Source organism: Curtobacterium sp. MWU13-2055 (genome assembly GCF_023242305.1).
Lineage (GTDB): Bacteria > Actinomycetota > Actinomycetes > Actinomycetales > Microbacteriaceae > Curtobacterium.
The window spans coordinates 743,366-766,696 of the sequence record NZ_JALLIO010000001.1 but is presented as its reverse complement, the minus strand read 5'-3'; the positions used below and the strand labels follow the sequence as shown (position 1 = coordinate 766,696).

20 protein-coding genes and 2 tRNA genes are annotated in these 23,331 nt (G+C 71.1%); 18 read left to right on the top strand and 4 right to left on the bottom strand.

Annotation, left to right across the window (positions count from 1 at the left end; all coding sequences use genetic code 11):
• Position 1: 1 nt before the first annotated feature.
• Positions 2–940 carry a LysR family transcriptional regulator gene (locus tag M4960_RS03520; protein ID WP_248703461.1) on the bottom strand — a complete coding sequence of 313 codons (939 nt, stop codon included), beginning with the start codon at positions 938–940 and terminating at the stop codon, positions 2–4.
• A gap of 70 nt (positions 941–1,010) precedes the next feature.
• Between M4960_RS03520 and M4960_RS03515 the strand changes: the two genes are divergently transcribed.
• The 4 genes from M4960_RS03515 (at position 1,011) to M4960_RS03500 (ending at position 4,645) form a co-directional block, all read left to right on the top strand.
• Positions 1,011–2,012, top strand: coding sequence for an aminotransferase class V-fold PLP-dependent enzyme (locus M4960_RS03515; RefSeq protein ID WP_248703460.1), 1,002 nt, complete (start codon positions 1,011–1,013; stop codon positions 2,010–2,012).
• A 160-nt stretch (positions 2,013–2,172) separates the two neighbouring features.
• Positions 2,173–3,558 carry a glycine--tRNA ligase gene (locus M4960_RS03510; RefSeq protein ID WP_123938268.1) on the top strand — a complete coding sequence of 462 codons (1,386 nt, stop codon included), beginning with the start codon at positions 2,173–2,175 and terminating at the stop codon, positions 3,556–3,558.
• Between the two features lie 146 nt (positions 3,559–3,704).
• Positions 3,705–4,439: a DsbA family protein gene (locus M4960_RS03505; RefSeq protein WP_133938223.1), complete on the top strand. Its 735-nt coding sequence runs from the start codon at positions 3,705–3,707 to the stop codon at positions 4,437–4,439.
• A complete protein-coding gene (locus M4960_RS03500; RefSeq protein WP_123672642.1) occupies positions 4,436–4,645 on the top strand; it encodes a hypothetical protein in 210 nt (69 codons plus the stop codon). The genes M4960_RS03505 and M4960_RS03500 overlap by 4 nt, the downstream gene beginning before the upstream one ends.
• Before the next feature lie 119 nt (positions 4,646–4,764).
• Here the strand turns inward: M4960_RS03500 and M4960_RS03495 are convergent, their stop codons facing one another.
• Positions 4,765–5,250: an aminoacyl-tRNA deacylase gene (locus tag M4960_RS03495; protein WP_248703459.1), complete on the bottom strand. Its 486-nt coding sequence runs from the start codon at positions 5,248–5,250 to the stop codon at positions 4,765–4,767.
• A 47-nt stretch (positions 5,251–5,297) separates the two neighbouring features.
• Here M4960_RS03495 and dusB point away from each other — a divergent pair, with 47 nt between their 5' ends.
• From dusB to M4960_RS03445, 10 genes are all read left to right on the top strand, one after another.
• Positions 5,298–6,452 carry a tRNA dihydrouridine synthase DusB gene (dusB, locus tag M4960_RS03490; protein WP_123292566.1) on the top strand — a complete coding sequence of 385 codons (1,155 nt, stop codon included), beginning with the start codon at positions 5,298–5,300 and terminating at the stop codon, positions 6,450–6,452.
• Entirely contained in the window at positions 6,449–7,771 is a 1,323-nt protein-coding gene (locus tag M4960_RS03485; protein ID WP_248703458.1) for a deoxyguanosinetriphosphate triphosphohydrolase, read from the top strand. The genes dusB and M4960_RS03485 overlap by 4 nt, the downstream gene beginning before the upstream one ends.
• Positions 7,772–7,868: 97 nt before the next feature.
• Positions 7,869–9,782, top strand: coding sequence for a DNA primase (gene dnaG, locus M4960_RS03480; RefSeq protein ID WP_123340415.1), 1,914 nt, complete (start codon positions 7,869–7,871; stop codon positions 9,780–9,782).
• A gap of 561 nt (positions 9,783–10,343) precedes the next feature.
• Complete coding sequence (locus tag M4960_RS03475; RefSeq protein WP_248703457.1) at positions 10,344–11,975, top strand: ABC transporter substrate-binding protein; 1,632 nt, start codon at positions 10,344–10,346, stop codon at positions 11,973–11,975.
• 117 nt (positions 11,976–12,092) lie between these two features.
• The gene (locus tag M4960_RS03470; RefSeq protein WP_123292841.1) at positions 12,093–13,169 is read left to right on the top strand and encodes an ABC transporter permease; all 1,077 of its coding nucleotides are present in this window, start codon (positions 12,093–12,095) and stop codon (positions 13,167–13,169) included.
• Positions 13,170–13,171: 2 nt separating this feature from the next.
• Complete coding sequence (locus M4960_RS03465) at positions 13,172–14,176, top strand: ABC transporter permease (protein ID WP_123292570.1); 1,005 nt, start codon at positions 13,172–13,174, stop codon at positions 14,174–14,176.
• Positions 14,173–15,849 carry an ABC transporter ATP-binding protein gene (locus M4960_RS03460; RefSeq protein ID WP_173168398.1) on the top strand — a complete coding sequence of 559 codons (1,677 nt, stop codon included), beginning with the start codon at positions 14,173–14,175 and terminating at the stop codon, positions 15,847–15,849. Before M4960_RS03465 ends, M4960_RS03460 begins: the two co-directional genes overlap by 4 nt.
• 175 nt (positions 15,850–16,024) lie before the next feature.
• Positions 16,025–16,954: an ATP-binding cassette domain-containing protein gene (locus tag M4960_RS03455; protein WP_123292572.1), complete on the top strand. Its 930-nt coding sequence runs from the start codon at positions 16,025–16,027 to the stop codon at positions 16,952–16,954.
• Positions 16,951–17,952: a D-isomer specific 2-hydroxyacid dehydrogenase family protein gene (locus tag M4960_RS03450; RefSeq protein ID WP_248703456.1), complete on the top strand. Its 1,002-nt coding sequence runs from the start codon at positions 16,951–16,953 to the stop codon at positions 17,950–17,952. The genes M4960_RS03455 and M4960_RS03450 overlap by 4 nt, the downstream gene beginning before the upstream one ends.
• A 126-nt stretch (positions 17,953–18,078) precedes the next feature.
• Positions 18,079–18,151: transfer RNA gene (locus M4960_RS03445), tRNA-Asn, on the top strand.
• 98 nt (positions 18,152–18,249) lie between these two features.
• Here M4960_RS03445 and M4960_RS03440 read toward each other — a convergent pair.
• On the bottom strand, positions 18,250–19,668 hold the full coding sequence (locus M4960_RS03440) for a glycosyltransferase family 39 protein (protein WP_248703455.1): 1,419 nt from the start codon (positions 19,666–19,668) through the stop codon (positions 18,250–18,252).
• A 141-nt stretch (positions 19,669–19,809) separates the two neighbouring features.
• Between M4960_RS03440 and M4960_RS03435 the strand changes: the two genes are divergently transcribed.
• Entirely contained in the window at positions 19,810–20,298 is a 489-nt protein-coding gene (locus M4960_RS03435; RefSeq protein ID WP_248703454.1) for a hypothetical protein, read from the top strand.
• Positions 20,299–20,357: 59 nt separating this feature from the next.
• Here M4960_RS03435 and def read toward each other — a convergent pair whose 3' ends face one another.
• Positions 20,358–20,933 (bottom strand): peptide deformylase, encoded by a 576-nt coding sequence (gene def / locus M4960_RS03430; protein WP_248703453.1) that lies wholly within the window; start codon positions 20,931–20,933, stop codon positions 20,358–20,360.
• A 39-nt stretch (positions 20,934–20,972) separates the two neighbouring features.
• Here def and M4960_RS03425 point away from each other — a divergent pair, with 39 nt between their 5' ends.
• From M4960_RS03425 to M4960_RS03415, 3 genes are all read left to right on the top strand, one after another.
• Entirely contained in the window at positions 20,973–21,884 is a 912-nt protein-coding gene (locus tag M4960_RS03425) for a DMT family transporter (RefSeq protein ID WP_181437562.1), read from the top strand.
• Positions 21,885–22,028: 144 nt separating this feature from the next.
• Positions 22,029–23,240 carry a glycosyltransferase gene (locus M4960_RS03420; RefSeq protein WP_248703452.1) on the top strand — a complete coding sequence of 404 codons (1,212 nt, stop codon included), beginning with the start codon at positions 22,029–22,031 and terminating at the stop codon, positions 23,238–23,240.
• Between the two features lie 10 nt (positions 23,241–23,250).
• Positions 23,251–23,325: transfer RNA gene (locus M4960_RS03415), tRNA-Ile, on the top strand.
• The last annotated feature ends 6 nt before the right edge of the window (positions 23,326–23,331 follow it).

The window sequence follows — 23,331 nt, the reverse complement described above, 5'->3', positions numbered from 1 at the left end:
GTCAGCCGGGCAGCGGCCCGTCGAGCAGGTGTGCCGCTGACCGCACCGCGTCCAGGGCCGCACGGACGCTCGGGACGCGCTCGGCCCCTCGGGCGATGACGACCTCGACCCGGCGGGCCAGGTCGTCGTCCACGGGGTCGACCCGGACCTCGGCGGGGATGACCGTCGTCGCGAGCGCCAGCCGGGGGAGCAGGGCCACGCCGAGTCCGGCGGCGACGAGTCCCACCACCGCAGCCGCGTTGTCGGTCTCGAGCACGATGTCCGGGGTGAACCCGGCCGTCGCACACGAGGCGAGCAGGTGGCCGCGGCACCGCGGGCAGCCGCCGATCCAGCGGGCATCGCGGTGCGACGCAAGGTCCACGGCAGAGCCCACGGCGCCAGGGCCCACCGCACCGGAGTCCCCGGTGCGGACGCCGCCCGAGCCTCCGGACGGCGTCACCAGGGCGAGCGGATCCCGCCCGAGTGCCCGGGAGACGAGCCCGGGGTCCGGCGTGGACCCGACCTCGTCGCCGACGTAGGTGAAGGTCAGGGCGACGTCGACCTCTCCGCTCCGCAGCAGGTCGAGCGCCTCGGGCGGTTCGACCTCGACGTACGAGGTCGTCACGCCCGGAGCCGTCGACGCCAGCCGGGCGAGCACCGCGGGCACGAGGGCCGAGGACGCGCTCGGGAACCCGGCGAGGCGCAGGCGGCCGCGGGTCAGCCCCCCGACGGCGTCGAGGTCCTCGCGCGCGGCGGTCAGCGCGGCCTGCACGTGCAGGGCGTGGTCCGCGAGCACCCGACCGGCGTCCGTCAGGGTGTGCCCGAGTCGCCGTTCGGCCCGGGCGAGCAACTGGCTGACCGCGGGTTGGCTCGACCCGAGTGCTGCGGCGGCGCGGGTGATCGACCCACTGTCGGCCACGGCGCGGAGGACCCGGAACAGTTGGGGATCGATGTCGTCCATCACGCGATGTTATCGGCTGCACAACGAACCCGGCCTGGTGTGATGGGGCACGAGCCGGGACGCTGTCCGCATGGACTCCTTCCCCGCCGGCCGTGGCTACCTCGCGGCGTGCACCGCCGGTCTGCCGACCCGGGCCACGATCGCCGCCCAGCGGGCCGACGTCGACGCGTGGTCCCGCGCCGAGACCTCGCCGGCCCACTACGGGGCGTTGGTCGAGGAGGGCCGCGTGCTGTTCGCCGCCCTCGTCGGGGTGCCGGTGTCCCACGTGGCGACCGGCTCGCAGACCTCGGTGATGGCTGCGGTCGTCGCCGATGCGTTGCCGGACGGTGCCGAGGTGGTCGTCCCCGACGGCGACTTCAGCTCGGTCGTCTTCCCGTTCCTCGCCCAGGCGCACCGAGGCGTCCGCGTCCGGCACGTCCCGCTCGACCGGCTCGCCGCGTCCGTCGGTCCAGACACCGCCCTCGTCGCGTGGTCCGCGGTGCAGTCCGCCACCGGCGCCGTCACGGATCCTCACCCGGTCGTCGCCGCGGCCCGGCGGGTCGGTGCCCTCACCCTCTGCGACCTCACGCAAGCAGCCGGCGTCCTGCCCGTTGACGCGGCACTGTTCGACGTGACGCTCACGCACGCCTACAAGTGGCTCTGCGCACCGCGCGGCGTCGCCTTCATGACGCTCTCCGACGCCGCCCTCGGTCGGCTCCGCCCGGTCCAGGCCGGCTGGTACGCCGGCGCGGACGTGTGGTCGTCCTGCTACGGCCCCGACATGCGCCTGGCTGACGACGCCCGTCGCTTCGACGTCTCGCCGGCCTGGCAGGCGTGGCCCGGTGCCGTGGCCGCGCTCGAACACGCGGTCGCGCTCGACCAGCAGGCGGTCTGGAGGCACGCCACCGGTCTCGCAGATCGGCTGTGCGACGCCCTCGGGTCGCCTCGGCAGGGCGACGGTCAGGCGATCGTGACGTTCGCGGACGCCGACGGGTCGGCCCTCCGGGCCCTCACCGCCGCCGGACTCACGCGTCGGGGCGTGCCGGGCGACTCCGGATCGCGTTCCACCTGTGGAACGACGAGTCCGACGTGACCGACGTGGCGGCCGCACTGCGCGGGGTGGGGGCGACCACGTCGGCGAGGTGAGCGCTGCGGGCGGACGCGGGGCGGGCCTCCCGGCCGACGAACGCCGGTAGTCTTGCCCGGACCGTTTCCGCACCGAGCACCCAGCTCGGCGACCTCTGGAGCACTCTTTGGCACAGCCCACCCGTCTCGACAGCGTCATCGCCCTGGCCAAGCGCCGCGGCTTCGTCTTCCAGTCGGGTGAGATCTACGGAGGCTCCCGCTCCGCGTGGGACTACGGGCCCCTCGGTGTGGAGCTCAAGGAGAACATCAAGCGTCAGTGGTGGCAGCGGTTCGTCCGCGGCCGTGGCGACATGGTCGGCCTCGACTCCGCCGTCATCCTGCCCCGCAAGGTGTGGGAGGCCTCCGGCCACGTCGCGACCTTCACCGACCCGCTCGTGGAGTGCCTGCACTGCCACCACCGGTTCCGCGAGGACCACCTGATCGAGGCGTTCGTCGCCAAGAAGGGCCGCGACCCCGAGGGCCGCATGGCCGAGATCGCCTGCCCGAACTGCGGCACCCGCGGCGAGTGGACCGAGCCCCGCGAGTTCTCCGGGATGCTCAAGACCTACCTCGGCCCGGTCGAGTCGGAGGAGGGCCTGAACTTCCTGCGCCCCGAGACCGCCCAGGGCATCTTCGTCGACTTCGCGCAGGTCGTGACGACCAGCCGGATGAAGCCCCCGTTCGGCATCGGCCAGGTCGGCAAGGCGTTCCGCAACGAGATCACGCCCGGCAACTTCATCTTCCGAACCCGCGAGTTCGAGCAGATGGAGATCGAGTACTTCGTGCCGCCGGCCGAGGCTGGGGAGCACTACGAGCAGTGGATCGCCGACTCGATCGCGTTCTACACCGAGCTCGGCATCGACCCGGAGAACCTCCGCCGCTTCGACGTGCCGGACGGCGAGCGGGCGCACTACTCCGACGCCACCGCCGACATCGAGTACCGCTTCGGGTTCACCGGATCGGAGTGGGGCGAGCTCATGGGCGTCGCGAACCGCACCGACTTCGACCTCAACAACCACATCGAGTCGTCCGGCCAGGACCTGCGCTTCTTCGACCAGGCGGCGAACGAGAAGTACGTGCCGTACGTCATCGAGCCGTCCTTCGGCCTGACCCGTGCGCTCATGGCGTTCCTGCTCGACTCGTACCACGAGGACGAAGCACCGAACGCGAAGGGCGGCGTCGACAAGCGCACCGTGCTGCGACTCGACCCGCGCCTGGCGCCCGTCAAGGCCGCGGTGCTGCCGCTGTCGCGCAACGAGCAGCTGTCGCCGGTCGCCCGCGGCCTGGCCGACGACCTGCGCAAGAACTGGAACGTGGACTTCGACGACGCCGGTGCGATCGGCCGTCGCTACCGTCGTCACGACGAGATCGGTACGCCGTTCTGCATCACGGTCGACTTCGACACGCTCGAGGACAAGGCCGTGACCGTGCGCGAGCGCGACACCATGGCGCAGGAGCGCGTCGCCCTCGACCAGCTGCAGGGCTACCTGGCGCAGCGCCTGCTCGGCGCGTAGGGGTCTCGCGGGCGGCCGGCAGGACCCGGCACGGCGCGGATGCGTCCAGCACAACCAAAATCACCTCGAACCGCGCGATCCCGCGGCGCGAGGTGATTTTGGTTGTGCGGCGGGAATGCGCGCGCAGCGTCCGCGTTGGGATCAGCATGAACGACTCCGTGAAGGTCGATGTCTGGTCGGACATCGCCTGCCCCTGGTGCTACATCGGCAAGCGCAAGTTCGAGGCCGGCGTCGCCGCGTTCGGCGCCTCGGCGGACGGCCGCCCGGTCGAGGTCGAGTACCACTCCTTCGAGCTCAGCCCGGACACCCCCGTCGACTTCGAGGGCACCGAGGCTGAGTTCCTGTCGAGCCACAAGGGCATGCCCGTCGAGCAGGCGCAGCAGATGCTCGACCAGGTCACCGGCATCGCGGCCTCGGTCGGGCTGGACTACGACTTCGAGGCCATGCACCACACGAACACCGTGAAGGCGCACCAGGTCATCCACCTCGCCAAGCAGCACGGCAAGCAGCTCGACATGGTCGAGCGCCTGTTCACCGCCTACTTCGAGCGCGGCGAGCACGTCGGCGACGACGCGACGCTGGCTGACCTGGCCGCCGAGATCGGGCTCGACCGCGACGAGGTCCTCGCCACGCTCCGCGACGACTCCCAGCTCGCAGCCGTCCGCGCCGACCAGGCCCAGGCGCAGGCCTTCGGCATCAACGGCGTCCCCTTCTTCGTCATCGACGGCAAGTACGGCGTCTCGGGCGCGCAGGACCCGGCAGCGTTCGAGCAGGTGCTGACGCAGGTCGTCGCGCTGCGCGGGACGACTCCGGACGAGGTCGCCTCGGCGACCGAACGCGCTGCGGACGACGCGAGCGCCGACGTGGCGGCGACCCGATGACGGGCGCGACGGTCACCGTCGGGGGTGGGGTGGGCCTCCCGTCCGCCCCGTCGGTCCCGGATGCGATCTCCGGTCTGGAGGCGCGCCCCGGCCTGCTCACGCTGGTCACGCCCGGCGGTGCGCCGGTCTGCGACGGTGATTCGTGCCTGATCGACGCCGGATCGTTCGCCGGTGCCGAGGGCGACTGGACCGAGGTGCCGGACTGACGGTTCCGTCGGTCGCGCCTCGCGCGCTGCTGGTCTCGCGCCCCCGTGCGGTCGTTGCGCCCCGACTCTGCGGGGCGCGACGGCTGTGCGGGGGCGCGATCCGTCGGTCGACGGACCACTCAGTCGCGCTGCGGTTCCTCGTCGGTGATGTCGGCGACCGTCGCGCCGTACGCGGCGACGAGGTCGTCGGCGTCGACGAAGGCGCTCGCGCCGTGTCGGCCAGCACCGAGGGCGACCCGTCGACCGACGATGCGTTCGTCGGCGTAGACGGGCAGGTCGCCGGTCGCGCCGATGGGCGTGATCGTGCCGCGCTCGTAGCCCGACGCCTGGAGCGCGGTCGCCGCGTCGGGCATCGAGAGCTTGTTCACGCCGACGACGGTGCGGAGCTTCTTCCACGCGATGCTCCGACCGCCCGGCACGAGCGCGAGCAGGAAGCCGCCGTCGTGGCGCTTCACGACGAGTGTCTTGACGATGTCGCCGGGGTCGATGCCGAGCAGTCCGGCGGCCTGCTGCAGGGAGTCCGCGGCGGGGCGTTCGACGACCTCGACCGTCAGGCCGCGGGCTGCTGCGTCGGTGTCGAACCGGGTGCTGGCGTCGATCGTCATGTGGAGAACGCTACCGGCGAGCACCGACGTGGGAGGATGGACCAGGTATGACGATCACACAAGCCCCAGCACGGCCTCTGCGCATCGGCCCGATCGAGGTCGACGTGCCGGTCGTGCTCGCGCCCATGGCGGGCATCACGAACATGGCGTACCGCCGGCTCTGCCGCGAGTACGGCGCCGGTCTCTACGTCTGCGAGATGATCACCTCGCGCGCACTGGTCGAACGCACCCCCGTGTCGATGCAGCTCATCCAGCACCACGAGTCCGAGACCCCGCGGTCGATCCAGCTGTACGGCGTCGAGCCCAACACCGTGGCCGAGGCCGCTTCGATCCTGGTGGGCGAGGACCGTGCCGACCACATCGACCTGAACTTCGGCTGCCCGGTGCCCAAGGTCACCCGCAAGGGCGGCGGCGCGGCACTGCCCTGGAAGCTCGAGCTGTTCCGCGAACTCGTCACGAAGACCGTCCGCGCCGCGGGGAACGTGCCGGTCACGGTGAAGATGCGCAAGGGCATCGACGAGGACCACCTGACCTACCTCGACGCCGCCCGCATCGCGCGGGACGCCGGCGTCGCCGCGGTGTCGCTGCACGCCCGCACGGCGAACGAGCACTACTCCGGTCACGCCGACTGGTCGGCGATCGCGACGCTGAAGGAAACCGTCACCGACATCCCGATCCTCGGCAACGGGGACATCTGGTCGGCTGCCGACGCCCTGCGCATGGTCGACGAGACCGGCGTCGACGGCGTCGTCGTCGGACGCGGGTGCCTCGGGCGCCCGTGGCTGTTCGGCGACCTGGCGGCGGCGTTCCGCGGCGAAGGGCTGCGGTACATGCCGACCCTGGGCGAGGTCGCCGACGGGTTCCGTCGGCACGCCGAACTGCTCGTCGAGTTCTTCGGGTCCGAAGACCACGGTTGCCGCGACGCCCGCAAGCACGTGGCCTGGTACTTCAAGGGGTACCCGATCGGCAGCGACGTGCGGTCCGGGCTCGCGTTGTCGTCGAGCCTGCAGGAGATCGACGACCTGCTCGGGCAGCTCGACCGCGACGCACCGTACCCGGGCGAGGGCGCCGAGGGCCCCCGTGGTCGCTCCGGCAACCCGAAGCGCACCGCACTGCCCGACCGCTGGCTCGAGTCCCGCGACGTCGACAGCGAGTTCCGCAAGGTCCTCGCCGCCGCCGAGCTGCACCACAGCGGCGGATGAGCGCCACCGCCTCGTACGGCCCGGCCGACGCCGAGCGCTGGCTCCCGGAAGAGCACGGCAACCGCCGATCGGACTTCGCCCGTGACCGCGCACGGCTGCTGCACTCCAGCGCGCTCCGTCGCCTCGCCGCCAAGACCCAGGTGCTCAGCCCGACGACCGGGCTCGACTTCGCCCGCAACCGCCTGACCCACTCGCTCGAGGTGGCGCAGGTCGGTCGCGAGCTCGCGGACTCGTTGGGCCTCGACCCCGACGTGGTGGACACCGCGTGCCTGGCGCACGACATCGGCCACCCGCCCTTCGGCCACAACGGTGAGACCGCCGTCAACGCCTGGGCCGCCGGCATCGGCGGGTTCGAGGGCAACGCGCAGACGCTGCGGCTGCTCACCCGGCTCGAGCCGAAGGTGTACGGGTTGCGGCCGGGGGCGGGCGCCGCTGGCGCGGGGGCCGGCGCTGGCGTCGAGCGTCCCTTCGGGCTCAACCTGACGCGCGCGTCACTCGACGCCAGCTGCAAGTACCCGTGGCCCGCGGCGCAGGGCGTCTCCGAGTCGTCATCGGGTCGGACCAAGTTCGGCTTCTACGACGACGACCACGACGCCTTCGAGTGGCTCCGTGCCGGGGCCCCCCGTCGGCAGCGGTGCATCGAGGCGCAGGTCATGGACCTGTCCGACGACATCGCGTACTCGGTGCACGACTTCGAGGACGCCGTCGTCGCCGGGTTCATCGACGTCGCGGCGCTCGGCGACCGGGTCGGCGAGAACGACATCGTCACCGCGATGCACGCGTGGGTGGGCGACGACCTGAGTCGTGAGGAACTGCTCGAGGCGTTCGACCGCCTCCGGGCTCTGCCGCTCTGGATGACCTCGTACGACGGGTCCCGGCGCGACGCGGCACACCTGAAGAACCTCACCTCGCAGCTGATCGGACGCTTCGCGCGGACGGCGACGGCCGCGACCCGCGAGTCCTACGCGTCCGGGTCCCTGGTCCGGTTCGCGGCGTCGGTGGTGACACCGCCGGAGATCATCGGCGAGATCGCGGTCCTCAAGGGGATCGTGGCGGCGTTCGTGATGACGCAGGGCGACCGGCAGCCCGTGTACGAAGACCAGCGCCGGATCCTGACCGAGCTGCTCGACGCCCTGGCAGCATCGGGTGCGTCGGACCTCGAGCCCGGCTTCGCCGCCGACTGGCGTGCGGCGTCCGACGACGACGGCCGACTCCGCGCCGTGGTCGACCAGGTCGCGAGCCTGACGGACCAAGGGGCGATCGCCTGGCACCGTCGGTTGGTCGTCGGCGAGCGGGAAGCGGTCCACATCCCGGTGTGAGCGGGGTGCTCCGTCGGCCCGGGGTCGTCCGTGGTGGCTCGTCCACATCTCGGGGCCGCGGTCGGCCGAGGTCGGTCCCACGAACTAGGATCAGAGGGTGGCTGGCAGGATCGCGCGGAACGACATCGACGAGGTCCGCTCGCGTGTCAACATCGCCGACGTCGTCGGCGACTACGTCACGCTGAAGAACGCGGGCGTCGGCTCGATGAAGGGGCTCTGCCCCTTCCACGACGAACGCTCTCCGTCGTTCCACGTCCGACCCCAGGTCGGCCGGTACCACTGCTTCGGCTGCGGCGAGGACGGCGACGTCTTCAGCTTCATCATGGCGCAGGACCACACCACCTTCGCCGAGGCCGTCGAGCGCATGGCCGCGAAGATCGGCTTCACCCTGCACTACGAAGAGGGCGACGGGCCGCGCACCGACTACAACACCCGCGCCCGGCTGATCGCGGCCAACGAAGCCGCGCTCGAGTTCTACACGGCGCAGCTCACGACCGCCGCGGCCGACCCCGCACGGCGGTTCCTGGGGGAGCGCGGGTTCGATCCCTCGGCGGCGCAGCACTTCGGTGTCGGCTTCGCCCCGAAGTCCTTCGACATGCTCAAGGACCACCTGCGCGGTCGGGGCTTCACGCTCGAGGAACTCACCTCGGCCGGGCTCGTCAGCCAGGGCGACCGGTCGCCGTACGATCGGTTCCGTGGTCGCCTGATGTGGCCGATCCGCGACGTCACCGGGGCGACGATCGGGTTCGGTGCCCGTCGCCTGCTCGACGACGACAAGGGCCCGAAGTACCTCAACACGCCCGAGACCCCGATCTACCACAAGAGCCAGGTGCTCTACGGGCTCGACCTGGCCCGCCGCGACATCTCGAAGCAGAAGCAGGTCGTGATCGTCGAGGGCTACACCGACGTCATGGCCTGCCACGTCGCCGGCATCACCACCGCGGTCGCCACGTGCGGCACCTCGTTCGGCGTCGACCACATCAAGGTGCTGCGCCCGATGCTCGGCGACCTGGCCGGCGCCGACCCGAACGCCAACGGCGAGGTGGTCTTCACCTTCGACCCGGACGAGGCCGGACAGCGTGCCGCCTCCCGCGCCTTCGCCGAGGAACAGCGGTTCGCCGCGCAGACGTTCGTCGCCGTGGCGCCCGGTGGCCTCGACCCGTGCGACCTCCGGCTCGCCCGCGGCGACGACGCCATCCGCCGCCTGATCACGAACAAGCGCCCGATGTTCGAGTTCATGATCCGCCGCACGTTGGAGGGCCACGACCTCGAGACGGTCGAGGGCCGCGTCAGTGCCCTCCGCGCCGCCGCGCCCGTGCTCGCCGGCATCCGCGACCGCTCGCTCACGCAGGGCTACGTCCGCGAGCTCGCCGGCTGGCTCGGCATGGACATGCCCGAGGTCCGTCGATCGGTCGAGACCGCGCGTCGGCGTGCGGGGTCGACGGACGATCGGTCAGGAGGCCCGGGGCGCGACGGCCGCGCCGGTCACGCCACCGACGGGGCCGGTGTGGTCGAGGAGCCCGTCGCCGGGATCCGCTCGCTGCCGAACGACCCGATCAGCCGCATGGAGCGCGACGCCGTCATGGCGATGGTGCAGCAGCCGACCTCGGTCGGAGCGCCGCTGCTCGGGCTCGCCGCATCGGCCACGTTCTCGGCGCCGATGCTCGCCGTCGTGCGGGACGCCGTGGTCGCCAACGTCGACGTCATCGGGGCGGGGGACTGGCTCGACCGGTTGCTCGCCGACGTGCCGACCCCCTTGCGCACCCTGACGCACGAGCTGGCCCTTGCGCCGATCCCCGCTCGCAACGCCGAGGACCTCGCCGCGTACTGCCGGAGCATCGTCGTCGCCCTGGTCGAGCGGGACCTGCTCGCCCGCAAGGCCTCGTTGCTCGGACAACTGCAGCGTGCGGACCCGCACGAGCAGGCCGAGCGGCGCGCTGAGATCCAGCGGCAGCTCGTGGACATCGACGCGCAGCGCATGCGGCTCCGCGCCGACGCCGAGGCGTCCTAGCCCCTCCCTCTCGCCGCCCGAGTGTCGGGGCGCCTGCCGCGCGGCCGTGTCGGGCGTCGAGTGGTCGCAAGGCGTCGGCTGGCCGGCGGCCGGCCGACGGGACGTGACCGCTCGGGGTGGGACGGGCGGTGTGTCGTGACCGGTCGGCGGGGGCGAGGGACGGGGCCGACGTGGGGCGAGCCTCCAGGCCGACGGTGTGGCCGCACGACGTGCCGCGTGTCGGGCGTCGAGTGGTCGAGTGGTCGCAAGGCGTCGGCTGGCCGGCGTCCGGCCGACGGGACGTGACCGCTCGGGGTGGGACGGGCGGTGTGTCGTGACCGGTCGGCGAGCCCCGGACCACCCAGGTTGCAGCGCGCAACTTTCGTGTGCGGCGCGCCGGGTCGATGCGCACGAATGATGCATCACGCGACGGGTGCTTGCATTACAGCGGTGTAAACAAATCGCTCCCGGTTCGATCTGTTCCGTGACAGGGTGATACCAATGAGCGTTCCTGGCCGGGCACACAGACGTACCACCCGCCGGTCAGGACACTTGCACCCATCTTCAAGAGAGGCATCGAACATGGCATCCGTGTTCAAGAAGCACACAGGCACGTGGGGCAGGCGCGGCATCGCGCTCGGCGCCGGAGCAGCAGCGACGGCGCTGGTGCTGACCGGCTGCGCGAGCAGCAGCGTGAGCGACACCGAGCTGAACGGCCTGAGCATCGGGACGACGGACAAGATCACGTCCCTCGACCCCGCCGGCTCCTACGACAACGGCTCCTTCGCCGTGCAGAACCAGGTCTTCCCGTTCCTGATGAACACGCCCGTGGGCAGCCCGGACGTCGAGCCGGACATCGCCACGAAGGCGGAGTTCACGAGCCCGACCACGTACGAGGTCACCCTCAAGGACGGCCTCGAGTTCGCGAACGGCAACAAGCTCACCTCGAGCGACGTGAAGTTCTCGTTCGACCGTGAACTCAAGATCAACAACGAGAACGGCCCGCAGTCGCTGCTCGCCAACCTCAAGAGCATCGACACCCCGGACGACACGACCGTGGTGTTCAACCTCGACCACGCCGACCAGACCTGGCCGCAGGTGCTCTCGAGCCCCGCCGGCCCGATCGTCGACGAGGACGTCTTCAGCGCGACGAAGCTCACCAGCGCCGACGACATCGTCAAGGGCAAGGCGTTCGCCGGGCAGTACCAGATCAGCTCCTACAAGGAGAACCAGCTGATCCAGTACAAGACGAACCCGAAGTACGACGGCCTGCTCGGCAAGGCGAAGACCTCCGAGGTGACGGCCAACTACTACACCAAGGAGACCGACCTCAAGCTCGCCGTGCAGCAGGGCGACGTCGACGTTGCGTACCGCTCCCTGACGCCGACCGACATCTCGGACCTGCGCAAGGACGACAAGCTCAAGGTCACCGACGGCCCCGGCGGCGAGATCCGCTACGTGGTCTTCAACTTCAAGACGCAGCCGTTCGGTACCGGTCAGGACGACGCCGACGAGGCGAAGGCCCTCGCCGTGCGCCAGGCCGCCGCTGACGTGGTCGACCGCGCCGCCCTGGCGAAGGAGGTCTACAACGACACCTTCACGCCGCTGTACTCGATGGTGCCGGACGGCCTCACCGGTGCGGTCCAGCCGTTCAAGGAGATGTACGGCGACGGCGACGGTGGCCCCGACGTCGACAAGGCGAAGAAGACCCTCGCCGACGCCGGTGTCTCCGGCAAGGTGCAGCTCGACATCCAGTACGCGCCCGACCACTACGGTTCGGCGTCGGACGACGAGTACGCGCTGCTGAAGACGCAGCTCGAGGACTCGGGCCTGTTCACCGTCAACATCCAGTCGACGGTCTACACGACCTACGCCCAGGAGCGCACGAAGGACGCGTACCCGGAGTACCAGCTCGGCTGGTTCCCGGACTTCTCCGACGCCGACAACTACCTGTCGCCGTTCTTCACCAAGGAGAACTTCGTCCAGAACCACTACGACGACTCGGTCATCCAGGACCTCATCGCGAAGGAGCAGGCGGAGTCCGACCCGGACAAGCGTGCCGACCTGATCGAGCAGGCCCAGGAGCGCGAGGCATCGCAGATCTCGACGCTGCCCCTGCTGCAGGGCAAGTCCGTCGCCGTCGCCGGCAAGGACGTCAAGGGCCTGACCCTCGACGCCTCGTTCAAGTTCCGGTACGCCACCCTCAGCAAGTAGCACCACGCCCCTCGCGCAGGCCGCGGGCGTTCCCACGAGGAACGCCCGCGTGCCTGCGCACCGGCATGAAAGGCACCCCTCCCCGTGACCCTGAGCACCCCAGAGTCGACCCAGGACGTGAACGGCACCGATCCGACCAAGCCACAGGCACAACGTCGTGCCAAGAGCAGTGGCGGCGGACTCGGCCGGTACGTCCTCGTCAGGTTCCTCCTCATCATCCCGACCGTCTTCATCCTGGTGACGCTCGTGTTCTTCCTGATGCGCGTCATCGGGAACCCGATCACCGCGTCGGTCGGCGGCCGACTCACCCCGACGCAGCTGCAGGAACGCCTGCACGCCGCCGGGTACGACCGTCCCGTGCTCGTGCAGTACTTCGAGTACCTCGGCGGCATCCTGCGCGGTGACTTCGGCAACGCGTCGACCGACAACCGGCCGATCACCGAGATCATCCTGCAGTACGGCGGCGCGACCGCCGAGCTCGTCTTCTACGCCCTCGTCGTCGCGCTCGTGCTCGGCATCCCGCTCGGCATGCTGGCCGCGTACACGCGCGACAAGTGGCCCGACGTGCTGCTCCGTGCCCTCGCGATCCTGACGTACGCGACCCCCGTGTTCTTCGGCGGCCTGCTGCTCAAGCTCGTCTTCTCGGTGTGGCTCGGCTGGCTGCCGCTCGGCGACCGCGCGTCGACCAGGGTGGAGCTCATCCTCGACGGCATCCCCGGCGCGAGCGGCATCTACATCATCGACGCGCTCCGGACCGGCAACGCGGCGGTCATCGGCGACGTGCTGCAGCACGCCGTCCTGCCGGCGCTGACCCTCGGACTGCTGACCGCCGGCATCTTCCTGCGCCTGGTGCGCGCGAACATGATCGGGTCGCTCGGCTCCGAGTACGTCGACGCGGCCCGCTCCCGCGGTGTCCGCGAGTCGCGGCTGGTGCGGACGCACGCGTTCCGCCCCGCCCTCGTGCCGATCATCACCGTGATGGGCCTGCAGATCGCGATGCTGTTGGGCGGTTCGGTCCTGACCGAGACCACCTTCGGCTGGCGCGGCCTGGGCTTCGAGCTCAACCAGTACCTGTCGGCCCGTGACTTCGTCGCGGTCCAGGGCATCGTCGCGATGCTGGCGGTGATCGTCGCGGTGACCAACTTCATCGTCGACGTCGTCGCCGCCCTGATCGATCCGAGAGTGAGGTTCTGACGATGGCCGACACCACCCTCGTCGACCGCCACGAGCCGCTCTGGAAGCGGCTGCCCGTGGTGGTCCAGCTCCGCAAGAGCACCGGCTGGCAGCGCGCCATGCTCATCGTCGGCGTGGTCATCTGCGCCCTGTACCTGCTCGTCGCGGTCTTCGCGCCGCTGCTGGCCCCGTACGGCTTCGGCCAGCTGCAGGGCGCGGACGGCGAGAGCTTCCCGCGCACCGGCGCACCGAGCGCCGAGCACATCTGGGGCACCACCGTCGGCGGGTTCGACGTGTTCAGCCGGGTGGTCTACGGCGCCCGGACCGCGGTCCTCGTCGTGATCGTCGCGGTCGTCGTGTCGATCATCGTCGGCGTGCTGCTCGGGCTGGTCTCCGGCTACCTGGGCGGCTGGCTCGACCGTGTCCTCGTCGTGGTCGCCGACGCGATCTACGCGTTCCCCTCGCTGCTGCTGGCGATCGTCGTGTCGATCGTGATCTCCGGCGGCAACTCGAGCTACTCGGGCGGCATCATCGCGGCGGCGATCTCGATCACCGTCGTCTACGTGCCGCAGTACTTCCGGGTGGTCCGTGCCGAGGCCGTGCGCCTGAAGAACGACGCGTTCGTCGAGTCGGCACGCGTGATGGGCACGAACCCGTGGCGCATCATGACCCGGCACGTGCTGCGGAACTCGACCAGGTCCCTGCCGCTCATCCTGACGCTCAACGCCAGCGACGCGATCCTGACCCTGGCCGGCCTCGGCTTCCTCGGGTTCGGCATCGGGCCGACGTCCGGCGCCGAGTGGGGCTACGACCTCAGCCGAGCGCTGTCCGACGTCGCGAGCGGTGTCTGGTGGACCGGTGTCTACCCGGGTGTCGCGATCGTGGTGCTCGTGCTCGGTGTGACGTTCATCGGTGAGAGCCTCAACGACATCTCCGACCCCCGTCTGCGTGCGCGCCGACGGCTGAAGCAGCTGGTGTCCACGCGCGACGCGCGCAACACGGCCACCGCGGAAGGATCGGGCGCATGACGACCGACACCGAGAACGCACCCGTGGTCGTCGTCGACGACCTCACCGTCACCTTCGCCACCGACGGCGGCGCCGTCGACGCGGTGAAGGGTGTCAGCCTCGACGTCCGCCCCGGCGAGGTCCTCGCCCTGGTCGGCGAGTCCGGCTCCGGCAAGTCCGTCACAGCGCGCGCCATGCTCCGGCTCATGCCCGAGACGGCGACGCTCGGCGGCGCGGTGCTGCTCGACGGCACCGACGTCGTCACCGTCGGCGCGCAGAAGCTCCGCAGCCTGCGCGGCACGGCGGGGGCGATGGTCTTCCAGGAGCCGTCGACCGCCCTCAACCCGGTCTTCACGGTCGGGTGGCAGATCGCCGAGGGGCTCCGCGCCCACGGCGGCATGTCCAAGAAGGAGGCGCGGGCGAAGGCCATCGACTACCTCGGCCGCGTCGGCATCCCCGACCCCGAGACCCGCGTCGACCACTACCCGCACCAGTTCTCCGGTGGCCAGAAGCAGCGTGTCGTCATCGCGAGTGCCCTGGCCCTCGAGCCGTCGGTGATCATCGCCGACGAGCCGACCACGGCGCTCGACGTCACGGTGCAGGCCGAGATCCTCGACCTGCTCCGCCGCTGCCGCGACGAGTTCGGCACGGCGATCGTGATCATCACGCACAACATGGGTGTGGTGGCCGACCTGGCCGACCGCGTCGCCGTGATGTACCAGGGCGAGATCGTCGAAGAGGCCTCGGCGACGGACCTGTTCGCGCGTCCGCAGGCCGACTACACGAAGCGGCTGCTCGCCGCGGTGCCCCGGCTCGAGGCGTCGACGGGCACCGCCCGCCGCGCCGCGATCACCGAGGACGTCACCCCGCTGGTCGAGGCGAAGGGGCTCGAGATCGAGTACCCCGGACGCCTCGGTTCGCCCGCGTTCCGCGCCGTGAAGGGCGTCGACCTGGCGATCCGTCCCGGCGAGGTCCTCGGCCTGGTGGGGGAGTCCGGCTCCGGCAAGACCACGATCGGTCGCGCCATGGCCGGGCTGACGAAGGTCACCGGCGGCTCGCTGAAGGTCCTGGGCGCCGAGATGCTCGGCTACCGGGAGCGCGACTTCAAGCACCTGCGCAAGGACATCGGGTTCGTGTTCCAGGACCCGGCGACGTCGTTCAACCCGCTGCTCACGATCGCCGAGTGCGTCGCCGAGCCGCTGGTCGTCCACAAGGAGGTGTCGAGCCCGCGTGCGGCCCGTAAGCGTGTCGACGAACTCCTCGAGGCGGTCCAGCTGCCGAAGGCGTACGGGGACCGCTACCCGCACGAGCTCTCCGGTGGGCAGCGCCAGCGCGCCTCGCTCGCCCGGTCGCTCGCGCTCCGGCCGAAGCTGCTCATCGCCGACGAGCCGACGAGTGCGCTCGACGTGTCGGTGCAGGCCCGCGTGCTCGAGCTCTTCCTCGAGCTCCAGCAGGACCTGGGCTTCGCGTCGCTGTTCATCAGCCACGACCTGGCGGTCGTGGGCGCGCTGTCCGACCGGATCGCGGTGCTGTACCGCGGCGACCTGGTCGAGGTGGGCACGACGGCGCAGGTCCTCGGTGCGCCGCATCACCCGTACACGCAGCGCCTGCTGGCGTCGCTCCCGGTGCCGGACCCTGCGGAGCAGGCCGAGCGACGGCGTACGCTGGAGCAACTGGAGAACGTCGGGTCCTGACCCGATGCGACCCGCGTCTGGTCCCGACCCGGCGCGACCCGCCCAGGAGGCCCGTCCAGCGTCGTCGACGCAGGCCGGGCCTCCTGGATGGTCGCCTCCACAGCTGTACGCACGACGGTCCTGCCAGCGCGGCCCGTCGCGAACCGCCGCCAGGGGGCGGCGTGGAAGGGGACCCATGATCGCGGTCAACGGACCGGCGGTCGTCGCGGACGACGTGTCGATCGAGTACCGGGGCGGACGGGGGTCCGAGTCGATCCGAGCGGTCGACGGGGTCAGCCTGACGGTGCGGCAGGGCGAGATCCTCGCACTGCTCGGAGAGTCGGGGTCGGGCAAGTCGACCTTCGCCGCCGCGATCGCGGGGCAGCTCGGGTCGCACGGCGAGGGTGACGGTGCGCTGCGCCGGCACATCGTCGGGGGCGAACTGACCGTCCTCGGCCAGAAGACCCGCGGACTGCGCGGTTCGTCCCGCAAGCTCGAGCGGCTGAGCGGCCGGATCGGCTACCTGCCGCAGGACGGCGCCGACCGGCTCAGCCCGGACCTCACCGTCGGCGAGGCCATCGCCGAACCGATCTACCAGCGCGACCGCCGCTTCGACCGCAAGGAAGCGGGTCTGATCGTCGCGCGCCTGGTCGACGCCGTGCACCTGCCGCTCGGCGTGATGCGGCTGAACACCTGGGAGCTCTCCAGCGGGCAGCGGCAGCGTGTCGCCCTGGCGCGGGCCCTCGTGCTCGAACCCCAGCTCCTGGTCGCCGACGAACCCGCCCGCGGCGTCGACGTGCTCGTGCGCCAGTCGGTGCTCGAGGCCCTGGCGACCCTGCAACGCAACCGGCAGTTCTCCGCCGTCGTGGTGTCCAGCGACCTGCGCGAAGCCGGCGCCCTGGCCGACCGCGTCGCCGTGATGGCCGATGCCCGGCTGGTCGGCCTCGGCACCTTCGACGAGGTCCTCGACAACCCCGTCGACCCCTACGTCAAGACCCTGGCCGCGACCGCGGCCCGCGGCGTGAAGCGTCGCCCGGCACCCACCGCCCCGCGCCGCTCGACGGCGCCACGCCGACCGGTCGCCGCCGGCACCGGCCCCCGCACGGACCGACAGGAGAACCCGTGAGCACCGCCACCCGAGGCCACCGCGCCGTCGTCCCCACCTCCGGCGCCCCGCTGCCGATCGACGCACCGCAGTCCGGCCCCGTCGCCGTGCTGCCGGAGCCGACCGACCTGCACGTCACCGCGGTGACCGAGGCCGGCGGGACCGTCGCGTCGCTCGACGCGGACACCCGCGGGCTCGTCTGGCTGGACCCCCGCGACCCGTCTGGCCTCGCCGACGCGCTCGACGCCGCACCGGGGATCGGCTGGGTGCAGCTGCCGTTCGCCGGGGTCGACGCCTTCGCACACCTCATCCAGGAGCACGGGGACCGCGTGCTCTTCACCTCGGCGAAGGGCGCGTACGCGGAGCCCGTCGCCGAGCACGCCCTGGCGCTGACGCTCGGGACGCTGCGGGTCCTGCAGAAGCGTGCCCGTGCACACTCGTGGGCCACCGAGCCCGAGGGTGTGTCGCTCTACGGCCGGAACGTCGTCGTGATCGGCGCCGGCGGGATCGCGCTCGAGTACATCCGCCTGCTCGCCCCGTTCGACGTCGACGTCACCGTGGTGCGTCGCTCCGCCGACCCGGTCGCCGGCGCATCGCGCACCGTCACCACCGACCAGCTCGACGAGGTCGTGCCCGACGCCGACGTCGTGATGATCGCAGCAGCCATGACCTCGGGCACCGCGAAGCTCTTCGGCGAGCGGCAGTTCGCGCTCATGAAGCCGTCCGCCCGGCTCGTCAACATCGCCCGCGGGGGACTCGTCGACACCGACGCCCTGGTCGAGGCCCTGCGCACCGGTGCGATCGCCGCCGCAGGGCTCGACGTCACCGACCCCGAGCCGTTGCCCGACGGCCACCCGCTGTGGTCCGAGCCCGGCGCGGTCATCACGCCGCACCAGGCGGACACCCCGGAGATGGTCGCGCCGCTGCTCGCCGAGCGGGTGCGACTCAACACCACAGCGTTCCTCGACGGCAGCGGCGAGGGCTTCGTCGGCGTCGTCGACCCGGTCGCCGGGTACTGAGGAGCAGCGCTGCACCGGGGGCCACAGCGCGGCGCGCCCGGGCGGCGTGTCCGATGCGGTGAGGGGCGCCGCGGTGCTGCTATGCTGTTACCCGTTGTTCGCACGACATTCGCCAGCGGACAGTGATCCTCGATAGCTCAATTGGCAGAGCAGCCGGCTGTTAACCGGCAGGTTGTTGGTTCGAGTCCAACTCGGGGAGCGTCTGGCCCGGATCCTCACGGATCCGGGCCTTTTGCGTTCCCGGGGCGATGCCCACGGCCGCCCGCCGCACGGCCGCGCGCCGCACGGCCGCGCCGGTCAGGAGGCGGGGGTGCTCGGCTCGATGTGCAGCGTGCCGTCGCGGTTGTTGTCGTCGATCGTGCCGGTCTTCGGCACGTAGACGTCGAGGTAGTCGAGCCGGAAATGGTCGAGCTGATCGGCGTACTCGGAAAGGAACTCCGTGACCTGGTGGGGCATGGCCCGACGGTCGTCGTGGCCGACCACGATCGCGTCGAACGGTCCGTACTGCGGCTTCTGCGTGCCCCGGTCGGGCAGGTAGATGCGCCAGGTGTTCGCACTGAAGCGGGCGAACAGCACGCCCTCGGAGTCCTTGCCGCGCACGTGCAGGGCGTCGGAGAGCAGGGCGATGCCGCTCGGGCGGGACTGCGCCACCGCGACCCCGAGTCGCACGGCCGGCACGAGCAGGCAGGCGACGAGGACGGCCGCCACGATGCGTCCGACGGGTGGCCGCACCGAGGCCAGTCGGCCGTACCCGATGGCGGCCAGGGCGATGATCAGCGGCATCCAGGCGTCGTAGTAGTACGGGAGCGAGACGTTCGCGACGATGACGTAGAAGACGAGGAAGACACCGAGCGCGATGCCGAGGAACGCGACGAGCCGGTCCGGCCGGATCGCCACCGCGCACACGACGCCGATGACCAGCACCGCGAGCAGCAACCAGCCGGTGCCCGCCGCCAGGAACGCGAAGTTCGCCCACCACGGTGCCTGGGGGTAGATCGTGCCGAGGATCGTCGTCGGGTGTCCGTGCGCGTTCTGCTGTGCCTGGAACTTCAGCATGTGCCCGATGGCGGTGAACAGCCCGACCGGCAGGTACAGGAGCACGAAGACCACCACGAACGCGACGCCGCCGTACAGTGCGCCCACGCCCAGGTCACGCCAGCGGCGGAACAGCAGCGGCAGGGCGCCGATCGCGAGCACGAGCACGGCGGTCGAGACCTTGGACGTGACGGACATCGCGAGCAGCGCCCCTGCTGCCGCGATCCACCACCGGTTGCCGGTCCGCATCCAGGTCCAGGCGGCGGCGAGCGAGGCGACCGCGAAGAAGACCATGAGGGGCTCGAGCATCGCGAAGCGGTCGATCCGCGCACCGATCACCGAACCGGCCTCGGCCCAGGAGGCGCCGGAACCGCGCGGCGTCAGCCACCACGCACCGGCGGCGAGGAGTCCCGTCCAGAAGCCGACCTCGCGGCGCAACCAGACGAACAGGACCACGCCGGTGCCGAGCATCGCGGTCGCGGCGACCAGGCGGGGCCCGAGCGGCCCCTGTCCGACGACGAGCTGCGCGATGCCGTACAGGTACTTCGCCGTCGGCGGGTGCTCGAGGTTGAGCGAGAAGCTGCCGTGCACGTACGCCCAGCTCGCCCGGAGGTAGACGAACTCGTCGTTGACGATGGTCGGGCGGCCGAGGTGCCAGAAGGCGACGAACAGGGCAGCCACGGCGACGACCACGAGGGCGGCGACGCGAACGGGGCGGGAGTGCAGGCGGGGGATGAGGACCTCCAGGGCGGGGCGTGCCCGACCATCATCGCAGCAGCGACCGTGCGGGTCCTGCCGGGCAGTTGCTGTTAGCGTTCACAGGTGCACCGATCCCGTCCGCCCCGCGCCGTGTTCCTCGGCGTGCTGCTCGCGGCGGTCATCGCGCCCGTGCTGGTCGGGTGCAGCGGAGCCGGACCCGACACCGACTCGTCAGAGGAGCCCACGAGCTCGGAGACCGGGCTCGGGTCGGGTGCTTCGCCGGTGGTGTTCGCCTTCGTGTGCGACGACGGCGACCGCGAGACCTACACGACGTACTCGGCGGTGTGGGAGGACGAGCGGACCTCGTGCACCGCGAAGCGGCTCACGGGCTCCGTGCCGTCGACGCAGCAGCAGGCCGCGGTCGACGCGACCCGGGGTGACGCCACCCTCGTCGAGCTCGCGAGCACCTGCGCCGTGACCGGCACGGACCCGTGGACGTCGGCCGTGGCCGACGACGGCGCAGCGCACGTCGCCGCCGGCCTCCTGCAGTACTGCCCGGGACACCCCGAGACCGACCACCTGCGCGACGCGCTGTCGACGTACCGGAGCTGAGCCGGGCCTCCCGGCCGTCAGCCGACCACGGCAGGCGACGCGCGGGCCGGACCGACCCGTCAGCCCTCGGGGTGGTCGCGACCCGGTAGCCACGACTGGCCGGGGCCGCCCCAGCTGTTCTTGCGGATGGCCTTGGTGACCTGCTTGGCGTAGGGGTGCACCAGGCGGTCGGCGTAGAGCCAGCCGTCCAGGTGGTCGTACTCGTGCTGGAAGATGCGCGCGAGCCAGCCGTCGGCCCGGACCTCGAACGGTTCGCCGTGCTCGTCGAACGCCCGGAGCAGCGCGCTGCCGGAGCGTCGGAGCGGGAAGCGCTCACCCGGCACGGACAGGCAGCCCTCGGACTCGTCGTCCTCGTCGAGCTCGTCGACCGACTCGGGGACCAGCGGGCTGATCCAGAGCACCGGGTTCACGGCGGCGGCGCGGTGCAGTACTTCGTCGTCGTCGGTGTACGAGTACACGAACAGGCGCTTGCCGACGCCGACCTGGGGTCCGGCCAGCCCGACGCCGGGGGCGAGGTCCATGGTCTCGAACATGTCGGCGACGAGGGAACGGAGGTCGTCATCGAACTCGGTGACCTCGGCTGCACGCTCGTGCAGGACGGGTTCGCCGGTGATGCGGATCGGGAGAACGGCCATTCACCCAGGTTATCCGGCGGTGGACGGTAGCCTCGACGCGTGACGACGGACCTCCAGCTGCCCGACGCAGTGAACCTGACGCCGTTCCAGGCCCTCATGATCCCCGTCGCGCTCATCGGTGCGGTGTTCCTGTCGCTGGGAGCGCAGTTCCAGAGTCGTGGTGTGCAGCGGGTCGAGGCGCGGCTGGGGCGGCAGTCGAAGGGACTGAGCGTCCGGCACGTCGTCGGGCTGGTCTCGAGCGGCTACTGGGTGCTCGGCACGCTCATGCTCGGCATCGCCGTCGTGCTGCAGCTCATCAGCATCACGTACGCGCCGCTGATCGTCGTGCAGCCGCTCGGGGCGGTCGCGCTCGTGATCACCACGTGGTTCTCCTCCCGGTCGTCGGGCGTGCCGCTGGGCCGTCGGGCGAAGCGTGCGGTGTGGACCTGCATCATCGGTGTCGCGATCTTCGTCGGCATCGCGGCGTTCGTCGGCCACGAGAGCGCGATCACCCGGCAGCAGCTGGTGACCGTCCTGATCATCCTGGCGGTGGTGCTCGTGCTGGTGCTGGTGTCGTTCCGACTCGTGGCCAAGCACAAGAGCGCGCTCTACTACATCGTCGGCGCGGGCATCCTCTACGGGTTCGTCGCGACGCTCGCCAAGGTCGTGCTGAACCGGTTCGTGAACGGCACGTTCGACTGGTTGACGGTCCTGGCGATCATCGGGGTGGTCGTCGCGGCGTCGCTCGGCGGGTACTTCGTGCAGAACGCGTACTCGGCCGGTTCGGCGGACCTCGTCATCGCGGGGCTGACCGTGATCGACCCGATCGTCGCCGTCGGGATCGGCGTGGTCGTGCTCGACGAGGCGTCCGGGGCACCGTGGGGTGCGGTCGCCGGGTTCGTGGTCGCGGCCGGCATCGCCATCACCGGGGTGTTCCTGCTCGCCAAGCACCACCCGCAGACCCGCGCCTGACCGCGGACGGGCGCGGCGCAGCGCCGTCGTCCCGTCACCCTGCGGTAGCACGGGGTCCTCCGCGCGGCTGACGCGGCCGCTAAACCAGGTGCGGTACCGTCGGCAGTCCGACCAGCAATCGCCCACGAGAGGACGACGCCAGCCGTGTCAGGAGACGTCACCACCGCCACCGCCGAACCGACGGGTGCGACGGGCGGACACCGACCCTTGCGCATCCTGATCGCCGCGGACACCTTCCCGCCGGACGTCAACGGCGCCGCCACCTTCGCCGAGCAGCTCGCCGTCGGCCTGGCCGAGCGCGGGCACGAGGTCCACGTCGTCGCCCCGGCCTCGAGCCGCAACTACGGCACCTTCGACGAGGAGCACCAGGGCGTGACCCTCGTCGTGCACCGCCTGAAGTCGTACAAGTGGCCGCTGCACGCCTGGCTCCGGTTCGTGTGGCCGTGGAGCGTCAAGAAGTGGACCGGCCCGATCCTCGACGCCGTGAAGCCCGACGTCCTGCACATCCAGTCGCACGTCGTCATCGGTCGCGGGATCGTCCCCGAGGCGAACGCGCGCGGCATCCGGGTCATCGCGACGAACCACTTCATGCCCGAGAACCTGCTCGAGTACACGCCGTTCGGCAAGTGGACGCTGCCCATCGCGCTGAAGATCGCGTGGAGCGACGCCGCGAAGACCTACCGGCTCGCCGACACCATCACGACGCCGACGAACCTGGCCGCCGACTACCTGCGCAAGGCCATCGCCGGGCAGCGGGTGCTCGCGATCTCGTGCGGGATCGACGCGTCGCGGTACGTCGCGCGCGAGTGCCGTCCGGTCAACAACGACATCGTGTTCGTCGGCCGCGTGGCGCCGGAGAAGAACCTCGACGTGCTGGTGCGGGCCGTGGCGCTGCTGCCCGGTTCGCTCGCGGCGACCCTGACGATCGTCGGCGACGGCGAGATGATCCCGAAGCTGACCGCCCTGGCGAAGGAGCTCGGGCTCGAGGACCGCGTCCGGTTCCTCGGGTTCGTCTCGGACGAGGTCAAGCGCACCGCCCTGACGAACGGCACCGTGTTCGCGATGCCCTCCACCGCCGAGCTGCAGAGCATCTCCTCGCTCGAGGCCATGGCGTCCGGGCTGCCGGTCGTCGCGGCCGACTCGATGGCGCTGCCCCACCTCATCGACGGCAACGGGTACCTGTTCGCCCCCGGCGACGAACACGACCTCGCCGCCAAGCTCGAGGCGGTGCTCACGGCGTCGGGAGCGGAGTACACGGCCATGCGGGAGCGCAGTCTGGCCATGATCGAGGCACACGACATCAACCGCACGCTCACGACGTTCGAGGCGCTGTATCGTGGGGAACCGGTGGCCTGACGGCCGTCGAGGGGCGGTAGCCAAGCTGGTCAAGGCAGTCGGCTCATAACCGAACGATTCGCGGGTTCAAGTCCCGCCCGCCCTACGTGCA

Excerpts from the sequence above, each read along its gene's own strand:
- M4960_RS03520 (WP_248703461.1), bottom strand. The coding sequence starts at position 940 with ATGGACGACATCGATCCCCAACTGTTCCGGGTCCTCCGCGCCGTGGCC.
- M4960_RS03515 (WP_248703460.1), top strand. The coding sequence starts at position 1,011 with ATGGACTCCTTCCCCGCCGGCCGTGGCTACCTCGCGGCGTGCACCGCC.
- M4960_RS03505 (WP_133938223.1), top strand. The coding sequence starts at position 3,705 with ATGAACGACTCCGTGAAGGTCGATGTCTGGTCGGACATCGCCTGCCCC.
- M4960_RS03500 (WP_123672642.1), top strand. The coding sequence starts at position 4,436 with ATGACGGGCGCGACGGTCACCGTCGGGGGTGGGGTGGGCCTCCCGTCC.
- M4960_RS03495 (WP_248703459.1), bottom strand. The coding sequence starts at position 5,250 with ATGACGATCGACGCCAGCACCCGGTTCGACACCGACGCAGCAGCCCGC.
- dusB (WP_123292566.1), top strand. The coding sequence starts at position 5,298 with ATGACGATCACACAAGCCCCAGCACGGCCTCTGCGCATCGGCCCGATC.
- M4960_RS03485 (WP_248703458.1), top strand. The coding sequence starts at position 6,449 with ATGAGCGCCACCGCCTCGTACGGCCCGGCCGACGCCGAGCGCTGGCTC.
- M4960_RS03475 (WP_248703457.1), top strand. The coding sequence starts at position 10,344 with ATGGCATCCGTGTTCAAGAAGCACACAGGCACGTGGGGCAGGCGCGGC.
- M4960_RS03465 (WP_123292570.1), top strand. The coding sequence starts at position 13,172 with ATGGCCGACACCACCCTCGTCGACCGCCACGAGCCGCTCTGGAAGCGG.
- M4960_RS03460 (WP_173168398.1), top strand. The coding sequence starts at position 14,173 with ATGACGACCGACACCGAGAACGCACCCGTGGTCGTCGTCGACGACCTC.
- M4960_RS03455 (WP_123292572.1), top strand. The coding sequence starts at position 16,025 with ATGATCGCGGTCAACGGACCGGCGGTCGTCGCGGACGACGTGTCGATC.
- def (WP_248703453.1), bottom strand. The coding sequence starts at position 20,933 with ATGGCCGTTCTCCCGATCCGCATCACCGGCGAACCCGTCCTGCACGAG.